This is a genomic window from Hyphomonas sp. ske169, from assembly GCF_056850855.1.
Map to the genome: position 1 here is coordinate 76,836 of NZ_CP096146.1, position 14,448 is coordinate 91,283.

General features: G+C 54.9%; 14 protein-coding genes. 11 read left to right on the top strand and 3 right to left on the bottom strand.

The window, feature by feature from the left end:
* The first annotated feature begins 60 nt into the window (after window positions 1–60).
* The gene (locus tag MY069_RS00405) at window positions 61–1,860 is read left to right on the top strand and encodes a peptide MFS transporter (protein ID WP_482795103.1); all 1,800 of its coding nucleotides are present in this window, start codon (window positions 61–63) and stop codon (window positions 1,858–1,860) included.
* Between the two features lie 58 nt (window positions 1,861–1,918).
* Complete coding sequence (locus MY069_RS00410; RefSeq protein WP_482796731.1) at window positions 1,919–2,287, top strand: energy transducer TonB; 369 nt, start codon at window positions 1,919–1,921, stop codon at window positions 2,285–2,287.
* On the opposite strand, the gene tldD is transcribed toward MY069_RS00410, so the two are convergent.
* Window positions 2,284–3,687, bottom strand: a complete 1,404-nt coding sequence (gene tldD, locus MY069_RS00415) for a metalloprotease TldD (RefSeq protein WP_482795104.1) — start codon at window positions 3,685–3,687, stop codon at window positions 2,284–2,286. The two genes, MY069_RS00410 and tldD, sit on opposite strands and share 4 nt — an antisense overlap.
* A 58-nt stretch (window positions 3,688–3,745) precedes the next feature.
* On the bottom strand, window positions 3,746–4,303 hold the full coding sequence (locus MY069_RS00420; protein ID WP_482795105.1) for a tetratricopeptide repeat protein: 558 nt from the start codon (window positions 4,301–4,303) through the stop codon (window positions 3,746–3,748).
* Window positions 4,304–4,451: 148 nt separating this feature from the next.
* Between MY069_RS00420 and coxB the strand changes: the two genes are divergently transcribed.
* The 9 genes from coxB (at window position 4,452) to MY069_RS00465 (ending at window position 13,089) form a co-directional block, all read left to right on the top strand.
* On the top strand, window positions 4,452–5,402 hold the full coding sequence (gene coxB / locus MY069_RS00425) for a cytochrome c oxidase subunit II (protein ID WP_482795106.1): 951 nt from the start codon (window positions 4,452–4,454) through the stop codon (window positions 5,400–5,402).
* Window positions 5,403–5,424: 22 nt separating this feature from the next.
* A complete protein-coding gene (gene ctaD, locus MY069_RS00430; protein WP_482796732.1) occupies window positions 5,425–7,098 on the top strand; it encodes a cytochrome c oxidase subunit I in 1,674 nt (557 codons plus the stop codon).
* 86 nt (window positions 7,099–7,184) lie between these two features.
* Window positions 7,185–8,144 (top strand): heme o synthase, encoded by a 960-nt coding sequence (locus MY069_RS00435; protein WP_482795107.1) that lies wholly within the window; start codon window positions 7,185–7,187, stop codon window positions 8,142–8,144.
* A complete protein-coding gene (locus MY069_RS00440) occupies window positions 8,144–8,437 on the top strand; it encodes a hypothetical protein (protein ID WP_482795108.1) in 294 nt (97 codons plus the stop codon). Before MY069_RS00435 ends, MY069_RS00440 begins: the two co-directional genes overlap by 1 nt.
* On the top strand, window positions 8,430–8,978 hold the full coding sequence (locus tag MY069_RS00445; RefSeq protein WP_482795109.1) for a cytochrome c oxidase assembly protein: 549 nt from the start codon (window positions 8,430–8,432) through the stop codon (window positions 8,976–8,978). The genes MY069_RS00440 and MY069_RS00445 overlap by 8 nt, the downstream gene beginning before the upstream one ends.
* A 77-nt stretch (window positions 8,979–9,055) precedes the next feature.
* Complete coding sequence (locus MY069_RS00450) at window positions 9,056–9,922, top strand: cytochrome c oxidase subunit 3 (protein WP_482795110.1); 867 nt, start codon at window positions 9,056–9,058, stop codon at window positions 9,920–9,922.
* A gap of 66 nt (window positions 9,923–9,988) precedes the next feature.
* A complete protein-coding gene (locus tag MY069_RS00455; protein ID WP_482795111.1) occupies window positions 9,989–10,681 on the top strand; it encodes an SURF1 family cytochrome oxidase biogenesis protein in 693 nt (230 codons plus the stop codon).
* Between the two features lie 13 nt (window positions 10,682–10,694).
* Complete coding sequence (gene thrC, locus MY069_RS00460) at window positions 10,695–12,083, top strand: threonine synthase (protein WP_482795112.1); 1,389 nt, start codon at window positions 10,695–10,697, stop codon at window positions 12,081–12,083.
* Window positions 12,084–12,087: 4 nt separating this feature from the next.
* Entirely contained in the window at window positions 12,088–13,089 is a 1,002-nt protein-coding gene (locus MY069_RS00465) for an EAL domain-containing protein (protein ID WP_482795113.1), read from the top strand.
* Here the strand turns inward: MY069_RS00465 and MY069_RS00470 are convergent.
* On the bottom strand, window positions 13,086–14,417 hold the full coding sequence (locus tag MY069_RS00470; RefSeq protein WP_482795114.1) for a cytochrome P450: 1,332 nt from the start codon (window positions 14,415–14,417) through the stop codon (window positions 13,086–13,088). The genes MY069_RS00465 and MY069_RS00470 overlap by 4 nt on opposite strands.
* Between the last annotated feature and the right edge of the window lie 31 nt (window positions 14,418–14,448).

A 14,448-nucleotide genomic window follows, 5' to 3' on the forward strand; every position in this document is an offset into this window, starting at 1 on the left:
TGGTTGTGTCTGAAACAAATTCTGTAAAGCAGATCTAATCATAAGGCCGGGGAGGCTTATTTGACCGACACAACCGCTGCAAAACCGCGCGATACGAGCTTCTTTGGCCATCCCAAAGGACTCGCCATTCTGTTCTTCACCGAGATGTGGGAACGCTTTTCCTATTACGGCATGCGCGGGCTTTTGATTCTGTATCTAACCCAGCACTTTCTGTTCTCTGACGAGAAATCCTCGATCATGTACGGCGCCTATACGGCGCTGGTCTATGTAATGACGATTATCGGCGGGACACTCGCAGATCGGTATTTGGGACAGCGCAAAGCGGTGACCTTTGGCGCTATACTGCTGTGTCTTGGACACTTGGGTATGGCTTTCGAAGGCAGTGGCTCAAAAGAGTACATCGTCTCCAATGGCGCCGAGATTGAAATTCAACATGAGGGCAGGGGCGACAATCGCCAGCTATTCGTTGAAGTCGACGGCGCCCTGCGCCGCGTTGTGTTTGAGCAAGGCACTGGTGATCTGCAAATTCTCGAGACTGCCGACCGTCAGCGCGAAACGACGGCGCCTGTCTATCAAACCATCGCCAAACCCGACTATACGACCCGGGTCGAACAACAGAGCCTGTATACGAACATTCTCTATCTCTCGCTGGCCCTTATTATTGCTGGTGTTGGCTACCTTAAGGCGAACATCTCAACTATTGTTGGGGCGCTTTATGAGTACGACGATCCGCGCCGAGATTCTGGGTTCAGCCTGTTCTATACGGGAATCAATCTTGGCTCGCTGCTCGCGACACTGACCATTGGCTGGATTGGGATCGCTTATGGCTGGAAGTGGGGTTTTGGCCTTGCTGGCATTGGGATGCTGTTTGGTCTTCTCGTTTTCACCTGGGGACAAAAATATCTTGATGGCAAAGCGGATGCGCCAAACCCTGAGCTTTTGAAAAAGTCTTTCTTGGGACCAATTACGGTTGAGATCGCGTGTTATCTCGCAGCGCTGCTCGTCATCGGCGTTTCGATGCTGATCGTGATGAATGCAGAAATCATCCCAGACGGGTTCGTCGGAGGCCTTGGCATTCTGATGTTTATCGGTCTCGTCGCTTACGCCTTCATGACTTTGAAAGGTAGTGAACGAAAGCGCATGTTCGCAGCGATCTATTTCGTGCTTGCGCAAATCCCGTTCTGGGCGCTGTTCGAACAGGCAGGCTCTTCTTTGACGCTCTTCACAGATCGCTTGGTCGACAAAGAATTGTTCGGTTGGAACGTTCCAACCCCCGTCTTTCAGTCTTTGAATGCGGGATATATCGTAGTTTTTGCTCCGATTTTTGCGTGGATGTGGTTGGCTCTTTCGAAGCGAAACATGGAGCCCTCGACACCGGTGAAGTTTGCCATTGGTGTGTTCTTGGCTGGACTTGGCTTTCTGTCTTTGGTGGCTGGGATCGGGATGTCGGGTGCCGGAATGACAGCGGTCGTTTTCATCTTCTTGATCTATTGGGTGCACACCATGGGTGAGCTCATGGTTTCGCCGGTTGGGCTATCTGCTGTGACCAAAATGGCTCCCGCGCGCGTCGTCGGCATGACGATGGGCGCTTGGTTCTTATATTCAGGCCTTTCCAATTACCTGGCGGGTGTGATCGCCCGCACAACAGGTGCTGAAACGATTGGCGGGCAGATCACGGACGTCGCTGCCGCTAAAGCGACCTATGTCAGTGTTTACACCAACGTCGCCTATGTTGCGATGGGTATTGGTATTTTCATGCTCCTGATCTCTCCGATCATTAAGAGCTGGATGAAACACGATACCGCCTTGGTTGATTCGCTCGATGATGAACTCCGGGCCTCTGGTGAAAAGCCTGCGTGACACTCGCCGCTGGTTCGGGGAAAAACTTGGGATCAGAAGCTCAATCGCCGCTGCGCTCATGCTTAGTGGCAATTGGCTTGCTTTGAGCGCGCAAACCAATGACGCTCAAATTCTCGAATGGCCGAATGCGAAGTTTCCGATGATTGCGGGTTGGCTCGGCTTAGAAGGCTATTGTGATGTGCGATTTAGCGTCGATGAAGAGGGCTATCCGTTCGCCGTAACTCCGTCCTGCACCAGACGCATATTCTGCTTTGAAGCCAAAAGGGCGGTTTCGGAGTCCCGTTTCGATCCTGCCAGAGTGAATGGAATTCCTAGGATACGTACAAATCTTGTTTTTCCACTCACATTCGCGTTTGAGAGATCTCCATATGACGAAGACCAAGACCCGCGGCCGCTGGAGCTCTGCGAGCAAAAAGCAGATTCTTAACCCGCGCCGCCCACCGTAAGACCGCCGACTTTCAATGTCGGTTGCCCAACGCCAACTGGCACAGACTGGCCAGCTTTTCCGCAGGTGCCGACGCCGTCATCCATGGCGAAATCGTTGCCGATCATCTCAACTTGGCTAAGCGCAGTAGGGCCGTGGCCGATCAAGGTCGCGTTTTTCACCGGCGCAACAACTTTACCATTCTCGACCAAATAGGCTTCGGTGCACTGGAACACGAAATTGCCCGATGTGATGTCAACTTGGCCGCCACCAAAATCGACGGCCCAAATACCCTTTTTGATCGATGAGACGATCTCTTGCGGGTCGTCTTGGCCGCCCAGCATCACCGTATTGGTCATCCGGGGCATGATGGTCGCGTCATAGGATTCGCGCCGGCCGTTGCCGGTGGGGGCGACCCCCATCAGGCGAGCATTCTGGCGGTCCTGCATATAGCCTTTCAGGATGCCATCTTCGATTAGCACGGTGCGGTTTGTGGGCGTGCCTTCATCATCTACCGAAAGCGAGCCGCGGCGCGCGTCAATGGTGCCATCATCAATGATGGTGACGCCTTTTGAGGCGACTTGCTCGCCGACGCGGCCAGAATAGACGCTGGTCCCTTTGCGGTTGAAATCGCCTTCAAGGCCATGACCCACAGCTTCATGCAGCAAGACGGCTGGCCAGCCGGGCCCAAGCACAACTTCCATTTCGCCTGCGGGGGCAGGGATTGAGTCTAGATTGACCTCGGCTTTGCGGAGCGCGCGTGTCGCAAGTCCTTGCCACCGTTCAGGTGTGATCCACTCATCATAGGCCGCGCGGCCTCCCGCGCCAGCTGAGGCTGATTCGCGACGTCCGTTTTGCTCGAGGGTCACAGACACATTCAATCGCACCAGCGGACGGACATCATGAAAGGTTTCTCCCGCGGGTCGCAGGATGTCGATTTGCTCATGGCTGCCAGCGAGAGAAACAGAGACTTGCACAACGCGCGGATCTTTCGCGCGGACCCAGGCATCAATTTCTGCAAGGAGGCCGGTCTTAACGGTGAAGTCAGGGGATTCTGTCGGGTCGATTGGTTTATAGAGCTGACGGTTGGACGGAATAGGGCCGGTATCAAGCGTTCCTGAATGGCCGCGTTTGGCTTGCCGTGCCGTCTCAGCAGCGCGGCGAATCGCTTCGATGGAAAGCTCACCTGAATGAGCGTTTCCGCTCGCTTCGCCCGCCACGACGCGCATTCCGAAACCTTGGCTTGTATCATAGGTCGCAGATTTTAAGCGGCCATCGTCAAATACGAAGCCTTCTGAGCGCGAGCGTTGAACGTAAATGTCGCCATCATCGGCGCCAGAGGCAGCCTCACTGAGGATTTTGGCGGCGTCTTGGGTGTCAAAAGGCAGGTCTGTATAGGTCATGACCTGTATTTGACGTTGCCGGAGCGCTGGATCAAGCGCTCCGGTGACAACAATTAGATTATCCGGCGGAATCCACAGAGAATCGGGTCAGCTGGCGTTCTGCGAGCTCCCAGCCCGGCTTTAGTTCGAGTGATTTCTGAAAATCATAATAGGCGCCAGCGACATCACCGCTGTTTTCGCGGGCAATCGCGCGATTGTAGTACGCCGCGAAGAGATCAGGTGATTCGAGCGCGATCGCGTGGTCCAGCGGCGCAATCGCCAGTTGGAAGTCTTTACGATAAATATGCGCAGCGCCTTCATTGAGATAGGCGGCGCCGAGATTCGGCATTAGCTCGACGGCATCGGCATAATCTGCGAGGGCTTGCTCATATTTGCCTTCGCGCATCCGGAGCACACCACGATTCACGTAAGTGGCAGCGCGATTCTTGCGCGTCATGGCCTGTTCGCGGAGGGCGCGCGTGCAAATCTCGTCAGAGGCCCGGAAGCTTGAATAGCGATCTTTGGTTTTCTGATAACATTCGCCGCCAAGTCCCTTTCCAATGACAAATACCTGTGCGGACGCGGTTTCTGCGGCAAGCGCCATAGCTGCTGCAGCGACGATGAGCTTCAGTCTCATAACATATCTCCTGCTTTGTTGGCTTAACCATACACTAATATCGTAGGATTAGCGACAGACTGCGACATTTTATAAGAGCTGGTTGTATTGGCTGGACCTCCGGCTTTCCCGTATATATGGCTGCAGCCAAGATTGGATGGAGTGACTCTTGCGTTACGTTCTTGCATGGATTTCTGCGGCGCTGATGTCAGGATCGGCATTAGCACAAGAATTAGTCGGACAGCCGACCCCTGGTGCGATTGGATTTCAACCCGCAGCAACGCGGATTATGGAGCGTGTGAACGATTTCCATAATTACCTGCTCTGGTTCATTGTTCCGATTACAATTTTCGTACTCGCGCTACTGATATGGGTTGGCATACGCTATAATAAGCGGGCCAATCCTGAGCCGCGCAAATTTAGCCACAACACGACGATTGAGATAATCTGGACGGCTGTTCCAGTCATCATTCTCGTATTGATTGCTGGGCCATCATTCTCGAACCTATTCTATCAGGAGAATGAGCCGGATCTTGCGGCCATTGCTCAGAGCGGCGACTTGGATGACCCAAACATTTTTGTTGATGCGGCCAAAGAAGGCTGGATCACGATCAAAGCCGAAGGCATGGGAAACTGGGCCTGGACTTATTACTATATGGATGAAGTCGATGCGGACGGGTATCCGATCCAATATGTTTCAAACGGCATCCATTTTGGCCTGCCAAGCGATCCAGCACCAACACCGGAAAAGCCGCTTTATCTCGCGACCGATTATCCAATGGTGATTCCAGTCAATCGCTACATTCGCTACCAGACCACGTCTGACCGGGTGATTCACTCTTGGACCGTGCCCGCCTTTGGCGTCAAAACCGACGCGGTGCCTGGGCGCCTGAACGAAGGCTGGTTCTTGGTGGAAGAAACCGGCGTCTTTTACGGTCAGTGTTCGGAACTGTGCGGTAAGAACCATGCCTTCATGCCAATTGAAGTCCGCGTGGTGCCGCAAGATCAGTATGATCGCTGGATTGAAGTTATGAAAACTGGCGATGTCGATGCCGCGACAGAGCTGGTGCAAGTTATTGATCCGATGGATGAGACTACCCGTCTCGCGTCGGTCGAGTAAGAGAGGGATTTAGATCATGCCTATGGATCAAGTTGCTGCTCACGGCCACGACGACCACGATCACAAGCCAGGTTTCTTCACGCGTTGGTTCTTCTCGACCAACCATAAAGACATCGGTACGCTTTACCTCGTATTTGCCCTGGTTGCAGGTGTTGTAGGGTATTCTCTTTCTGGTCTTATCCGGTTGGAACTCGCAGAACCTGGAATTGGCCCGCTTACAGGTCTTATGGAAGTTCTCTATGGAACAACCGGTCAGCAGGCGATTGAGCAGGCGAAAAGCTTCTACAATGTCGTGATTACGTATCACGGCCTGATCATGATTTTCTTCATGGTCATGCCCGCCTTGATTGGCGGTTTTGGGAACTGGTTCGTGCCGCTGATGATTGGCGCGCCGGACATGGCGTTCCCGCGGATGAACAATATTTCCTTCTGGTTGACTGTGATCGCCTTCGTTCTTGCGATGATCTCATTCCTCGTCCCAGGCGGTAATGGCGTCAACGGCTTTGGCGGCGGCTGGGTGCTTTACCCGCCACTCTCAAGCACAGCAGGCCATGCAGGCCCGTCTATGGATCTTCTGATCCTATCTCTGCACACCGCTGGTATTGCTTCCATCCTGGGCGCGATCAACTTTATCGTGACCATTCTGAACATGCGCGCGCCGGGTATGACGCTGCACAAAATGCCGCTTTTTGCCTGGTCTGTTCTGGTGACAGCAGTTCTTCTTCTGCTCGCGCTTCCAGTCCTAGCGGGCGCGCTGACCATGCTCCTGACCGATCGGAACTTTGGATCTCAATTCTTCGACCCGTCCGGCGGCGGTGACCCGATCATGTTCCAGCACTTGTTCTGGTTCTTCGGTCACCCAGAAGTGTACATCATGATTTTGCCGGCCTTTGGCATCATCTCACACATCGTCTCGACCTTCTCCAAGAAGCCGATCTTTGGCTATCTCGGCATGGCCTATGCGATGGTTTCTATCGGCGCGATCGGCTTCATCGTGTGGGCGCACCACATGTACACCGTTGGCATGCCGTCTGACATGAAGGCCTATTTCGTTGCGGCGACCATGGTGATCGCGGTTCCGACGGGGATTAAGATCTTCTCTTGGATTGCCACCATGTGGGGCGGATCTATCGATTTCTCAGTACCAATGGTTTGGGCGATTGGCTTCATCTTCTTGTTTACGCTTGGTGGCGTAACCGGCGTTGTGCTTGCGAATGCGGGCATCGACCATGCGCTGCACGACACTTACTATGTGGTTGCGCACTTCCACTATGTGTTGTCGCTCGGTGCGGTCTTCGGTCTGTTTGCCGGTTGGTACTATTGGTACGAGAAGATGTTCGGTCTGAAATACAATAAGTTCATCGCCTATATGCACTTCTGGACCATGTTCATCGCTTCGAACCTGATCTTCTTCCCGCAGCACTTCCTTGGCCTGAACGGTATGCCGCGGCGCTATGTAGATTATCCTGAAGCGTTCGCTCTGTGGAACAATGTTTCGTCTTGGGGTTATGCTCTGTCGATGGTTGCAACCTTGCTCTTCTTCTTTGGCATGGTCGAATCTATGATCCGCCGTCGCAAAGCAGACGCAAATCCTTGGGGCGAGGGCGCCACGACGCTCGAGTGGACGCTGCCAAGCCCACCGCCATTCCACCAGTTCAACGAACTTCCAGTGGTGAAAACTGAGGGCGGCCACTAAGCCAGCCCGGAACTGAAAAACGGGCGGCCCTTTGCGCAAAACAGCGCAGAGGGCCGTTTCCATAGGACAGCGAAAGAAAACGTACTATGTCCGTCGACATGACTGCACAGCCTGCCACCCCCAAATTCGCCACTGCCCGTGATTATGTTGAGCTGATGAAGCCGCGCATCATGATGCTAGTCGTGTTCACCGCGCTGGCGGGACTGGTCGCGGCGGTAGGTGTGACAGGGCAGGAGGTTAATCCAGTTCTAGCCGCCGTGGCGATCTTCGCAGTTGCGCTCGGCTCTGGTGCCGCTGGCGCGATCAATATGTGGTATGACGCCGACATTGACGCGGTGATGACGCGGACATCAACCCGCCCGATCCCATCTGGAGCCGTTCCTAAGGACGAAGCTTTGACCATGGGCCTGATCATGTCTGCGGTTTCCGTGCTGCTGATGTGGATTGCATCGAATGTGTTGGCGGCGGGACTCCTTGCGCTCTCAATCGCTTATTATGGCTGGTTCTACACAATGGTGCTCAAGCGTCGGACCGCGCAAAACATCGTCATAGGTGGGGCCGCAGGCGCTTTTCCGCCCGTCATTGGTTGGGCCGCTGTCACTGGCAACACACCCCTTGATGCGTGGATCTTGTTTGCCATCATCTTCTTCTGGACGCCGCCGCACTTTTGGGCGCTCAGCCTGGTTGCGCATAAAGAGTATGAGAAAGCCGGCGTGCCAATGCTGCCGGTGACCAGCGGGGCCAAAGCCACCCGCAATCAGATCTTACTCTACACGGTGATCATGGCCCCGGTGGGGCTTGCGCCTTTGCTGACCGGACTGGGTGGTCTTATCTATGGCATCATTGGCGGTGCGCTGACCCTGGCCTTCATCTATTTCGCTGTGAAAGTTTGGCGCAGTGAGGCGGGCAATACGAGTGCTGGCGACGCTGAGCGCAAACTCGCCATGGGCATGTTCGCTTTTTCGATCTTGTATTTGTTCGGCCTCTTTGCCGCACTCATCATTGAGCATGGTTTCGGGTTATACTTCCCCATCGGAGGTCTCTGATGACTGAAACACAAACGCCCACTGAAGAGCACGCAGCGCTGCAGCTAAAAGCCCAAAAGCGCCGGAATGCGTGGCTGGCCCTGGCCTTGGTCGGGTTCGTGGTGATTGTCGGCGTTTCAACCGCCCTCCGCATCCAGGAAACAGACTTTTCAGGCGGCGATCGCCTTTATTTCTCTGGCTATCTCGATGAGGCGGAGAAAGAGAAAGCCGATCGCGATGCGGAAGCCAGATATGACGCGATGCGCGCCGAAGAGGCCGCACAGGCTGAAACGCAGGACGCCAGTGATGAATAATTCGCGGATCGCCATTCTTGCAACGCTTGGCGCGCTGTTCATGCTCGGGCTCGCCTTCGCGTCTAAGCCACTTTACGACACTTTTTGTCGGATCACCGGCTTTGGCGGTACGACTCAAATCGCCCAGCAGGCGCCGACCCGAATCAGCGAGCGCGAAGTCACGGTGCGGTTTGATGCCAATGTCGCAAACGCGCCGCTTAAGTTCAAAGCCTCGCAAACAGAATTGCCAGTTCAGCTCGGTGCGCACAGCCTCGCCTTTTATGAGGTGACGAACACATCAGCGAGCGATGTCAGTGTTATTGCCAGCTACAATGTCACGCCGCACAAAGCTGGGCGGTTCTTTTCTAAGCTTGAATGTTTCTGCTTTGAAGAACGAATCATCAAAGCGGGCGAAACGAAGAAGCTGCCAGTTATCTTTTTCGTGGACCCTGCCATGGAAGAAGAACGCAACGCTGCGGACATTCGCACGATTACGCTTTCTTATACCTTCTTCAATACCGACGAATTTACAGGTGCGACGAAAACGGCATCGCTTAACTGAGTGGTTGCAGAATCCTCGAAGTGCAGTCTAAAAGCGCCTGAGATTGTAATAACTATTGCCACAAGGGGCGCCCCGTCATGGCCGAAGACGTCAAACACGACTATCATCTGGTAAACCCATCGCCTTGGCCGTTGATCGGCTCAATCGCCGTTCTGACGCTCGCGGTTGGCGGTGTGACCTATATGAAAGGTCTTTTTGGGATCGAAGCAGGCCAACTTTGGACGCTTGTCCCTGGGTTCCTGATGGTGATTTGGACCATGGCCGGTTGGTGGCGTGAAGTCGTCAAAGAAGGTCGCACTGGGGATCACACGCCGGTTGTCGAGATTGGCCTCAAATATGGGATGATCTTGTTCATTGTTTCAGAGATCATGTTCTTTGCCGCATGGTTTTGGAGCTTCTTTGAGCTCGCCATCTTCTATCCAGCACGGGTTGGCGGAACATTCGATGCCGCGAGCCCTGTTTGGGAAGGCCTGAACGCGTTCGCGCAGTGGCCACCTACTGGCGTTACGACCTTTGATCCATTCCACTTGCCGCTGATCAATACACTGATCCTGCTGCTGTCAGGAACGACCGTCACAGCTGCGCACCATGCCCTGCAGCATGACAAAATGGACAATGCGAAATTTATGCTGATCCTGACCATTATTCTCGGGGTCGCGTTCACTTGCTTGCAGGTCTACGAATATTCAGAAGCCCAATTCACCTTTGATGGCACGCTTTACGGCTCAGCCTTCTTTATGGCGACCGGCTTCCACGGTGCTCACGTGGTCATCGGTACGATCTTCCTCACCGTCTGTCTGTTCCGGCTGTATGCGAAAAACATGACCGCGAAGAAACATCTCGGGTTCGAGTTTGCTGCCTGGTATTGGCACTTTGTTGACGTGGTTTGGTTGTTCCTTTTTGCCTTCGTCTATGTGTTACCGTACCTCGTTTTGGGGCATTAACATCAAGAATATATGGGCTCGCTTAGACCAGGCGGGCCCATTTCACTTTACCCGAAAGATTGGCGAATGAGCTTTCGCCCTATGCCTCTGCTAACCGTCCTAAGCGGTGTGAGCTTGATCATTCTGGTCTTGCTCGGGAATTGGCAATATGCCCGCTATTCCGAGAAAATTGACGCGCCAGCGTTTGAGCAACAAGTCGAGGCGCGCGAACTCGTTCGCATCCTGATCGACACAGATCATCCCGGATATGCCCAGCAAGTTTATGGGTTCGCGGACAGTGAACCAATCTGGCGCCGCTACGTGCCAGGCACACTCGAGGCAACCAGCGAGCCTGTGCTCGCCATGGTTGAAGCCACAGGCGGTGCTGAGCCGGTTCCGATCCGTTTGGCGGAGCTGCCTGAGACGGCGACCTTTGAAGGCGTCATCTCGCGTAAAGAGCCTAGCAATTCGAGTTTTGCATCAACCGACGATCCAGACGCGAATATCTGGTACAGTCTCAATCCAGAACAGCTCGCCACTAAGTTTGAAATGGGCGACACACCAAGGGTTGTGGAACCCGTGATGATGACCGTGCGCAATGCCGTCGACCTTTCACGCTCTCGCCAAACGCTAAACCCATATGCGTTTGCTAAGCCGCTCGATCCGCTGCCGCCTGAGCGCCATTTTGGCTATGCACTGACATGGTGGGGGATGGCCTTGGGGCTGATTGGTGTGTATGTGGCGCTGCATCGCGCTCGCGGGCGTTTGAAGTTCAAGTAAAGGCCAATTCGCAATGAAATATGTTTCGACTCGTGGACAAGCGGCGCCCGTCGACTTTGTTGAAGCCTGTTTGACGGGATTGGCGCCAGATGGCGGTCTCTACGTCCCCGAAAGCTGGTCGCAAATAACTCCGGCGGCACCTGGCGAGTCGTATGTGCAAGTTGCGACCCGCATTTTGAAAGCTTTTGCTGGCGAAAGCTTGAGTGAAGCCGACATAGCCGGGCTGTGTGAGCGCGCCTATGCGAGCTTCTCCCACCATTCGGTGGCGCCTTTGGTCCAGAGCGGGCCGAATGAATATGTCATGGAGCTGCATCACGGCCCCACGCTCGCGTTCAAAGACGTAGCGATGCAGTTTATCGGACAGCTCTATGATCTCGTCCTCTCGCGCCGCGGTGAGCGTATGAGCGTTGTCTGTGCGACCTCCGGGGACACAGGCGGCGCAGCAGCGGCAGCTTTCGCAGGGGCATCTCAAGTCGATCTCTATATCTTACACCCGCATGAGCGGGTCTCGCCCGTCCAGCGTCTATTTATGACGACGACCGGGGCGGGCAATGTACATAACCTGGCGATTGATGGCGACTTTGATGATTGCCAGGCCATCGTCAAATCCATGTTCGCTGACGCGGCGTTCTCCAGCGATGTGCAACTGTCAGGCGTGAACTCAATCAATTGGGCGCGGATTGCGGCGCAGTCTGTTTATTATGCGACAACGCAGGCGGCTGTCGGACCCGATCGCCCAATTCGGTTCGTCGTACCAAGCGGGAATATGGGCGATGCCTTTGCAGGCTATGTCGCGGCACGCTGCGGCTTGCTGGCTGGATTTGAAATGGTGTGCGCGGTGAACGAGAACAAAACGCTCGCGACTCTACTTCAAGATGGGGAGATGAAGCGCGAGCAGGCCGTACCAACGCCAAGTCCCGCTATGGATATCTCGGTACCAAGTAATTTCGAGCGCCTCTTCTTTGAGGTCGCTGGACGCGATGGCGACATGGTCCGGCGGACTTATGAGCAATATCGGCAGTCTGGATCTGCGACACTTCCAGACTCCGTCCGTGGTCCTCTGAGTTGCACCGGATTGTCTGCAACGATGGTCGATAATGCCGAAACGCTTAAAGAAATGCAGATCTTTCTGGATCAAACCGGCGCGCTCATCTGTCCCCATACTGCGGTTGGGACTGCAGCTGTGCGGCGCCTGGCTGAGACTGAGGCGACGACCGTTATCCTGTCGACGGCTCACGCCGCTAAGTTCCCGGAAACGGTCAAAGAAGCCACTGGCGCGGATGCCCCATTGCCCACGCGATCGCAGTCATTGCTTGAACGCGGCGAAGTGTTTGAGCGGGTTTCGAATGACCTGGGCGCCGTAAAGGACTATGTTCGCGCCAATATGGTTGCAGAGGCATAGGCTGTTGAGCGCTCCGATTGGTGAATGGCAATGGAATAAAGCGACCAGGCGGTTAACGCTGACGCTAGAGCCAGCGCGGCTCGGACGGCAATTGTCTGGTGATTGGGCGCTCGAAGACCTAGGGCACGTATTGGACGGCCTGAGCCGCCAGCGATTGCAGACGGGGCTCAGCAGCCAAAATGGCGATGTTGGGTTTGAACTGATCACCGCAGAAGGCGAAGCAATCTTCCTCGCGGGCGGCCCGGTTGATGAGACACGGTCGCGCGGGGTGATTCTCTCGGTCTCCGAAAGCGCTGAACTCGGCGCCGAACCGGGTGCAAACCTTTTACCGGTGTTTCAACCGATTGTGTGCCTCCGCAGCCAACGGATAGAAGGGTTTGAGGCCCTGGCGCGCTGGCAGGGCAAAGACCAAGAGCAGCGCCCTGTTGGCGATACGCAAGGTTTGGCGACTTCGATGCTGATCTTTGCGGCGGATGCGCTCAGCACGTTTCGCGAGATCGCGCGCAATCCGAACCTGTTCGTTCAAGTCAACATTACCAGCCACGATCTGGCAGATGCGCAATTAGTCGATCTCGTGTCAGCGATTCGCTCTGGTCATGATCTGGCGCCAGGCGTGATCCGATTTGAGCTCACTGAGCAAGACGCGCTGCGAGACACCGAACAGTCTCTGCGACGCGTGCAAGAGCTTCGTGAGGCAGGGGCCGGGATCGTGTTGGATGATTTTGGGTCCGGCCACTCCTCTTTCCAATGGCTCGCAGATTTGCCTGCAGATGCCCTGAAAGTTGATGCCAGCCTCGTGCAGCAGATCGACAATCCGCGCGTCGAGACCATTCTCGAAGCGCTAACCTTGATGGCGCGCCGGCTCGGCATGACCTCCACCGCAGAAGGGGTTGAAGATCTGTCTATGCTGACGCGCCTCAGGACGCTCGGCTTCGACCACGCCCAAGGTTTCGCTCTCGGACGCCCTTTGCCAGCAGATCAAACTGAAGCGTTGCTGCGCGGCTAAGCGCCCAAGTCAACTTCTAGCGTCGAGATCGCGTGCACGAAATTACTCGGTGCCAGTGAGGATTTTCCCGTCCAACGAATATTTGGGAACCGTCCGAGAATGTTCTTATAGGCTGTCTCAAGCTGCATAATTGCAACGCGCTTGCCGAGGCAGACATGCGGACCGTTTCCGAAGGCTAGGTGCTCGTTGGCATTGGCGCGTTCGATATCGAACTGGTTTGGGTTTTCGAACTTTGCAGGGTCGCGATTCGCCGCAGCGTAATACATCACGACTTTATCGCCCTCGCTCAGCTTTTGACCGCCGAGTTCGGTTTCCCTTGTCACCGTGCGGCGCATATAGGTCACGGGGCTGACCATGCGGATCGCTTCATTGACGAAATTAGATGACAGTTCCGGATTGGCGATCAGTTTGGAGCGCTGATCCATATGTTCGGTCAGCAGCTTCATCGTGCCGGACAGGGAATTACGCGTCGTGTCATTACCGGCGAAAACGATGAGCAGCCAGGATCCGTCTGGGAATTCGTCGGACAGCAATTCGCCATCAATTTTCGAATTGGCGATTGCGCTCAGAAGATCATTTTTCGGGTTCTCGCGGCGCTCAAGCAATTGATGTCGACCATAGTCGAACAAAGCCTGGATTTCGGACATGAATTCGAGAATTTGCGCTTCAGTGAGATTGCCGAGGCCTTCTTGCTGCGCTTGGTATTGCGCGTTCTCAAGGAAGTGCATCCAGTGCACGAGTTTCGGGCGATCCGCTTCAGGCACGCCGAGAATCTCGCAGAGTGTGAACAGAGGTAGTTCGGCTGAAAAACTCTCAACCATATCCACGACCGGCCCCTTGGCCTGCATATCGTCGAGCAATTCATTGACCTTCACGTCCACTTTCTTCCGCAGCTCCGCGACATAGTCTGGGCGGAACCACGCCATATGCTCCATGCGCAGCGGCGTATGGTGCGGACGATCGAGATTGATCAATGAATTTAGAGACGAGGAATGGAGCAGGGGATGGCGCGGTGTGTCCGGCATCCCATAAGTCATCAGGATCCCGCCCTTCTGTGAGGAATAGGTTATCGGGTCGATTTCAACCGTTTTGATCAATTCATGACTGGTGAGCGCCCAAAACCCGCGCCCATGCTCTTCAGGGTGCCACATAATCGGGGCTTCAGCCCGCATTTTGTCAAAGGCCTCAAAGGCGTAGCTGCCGCGGCTGGAGAATACATCGGGTGTGTCGAGACGCACGGGCGGCTCAAGCGAATAGATGGGCGGATGGGACGGCGGCGCGGGTTGCGACTCTTCTTGATAAGTCTCAGTGACGTTCTGAAAGCCCATTTGGTTCTCCCGCGATATAGCCCTGTGAGTC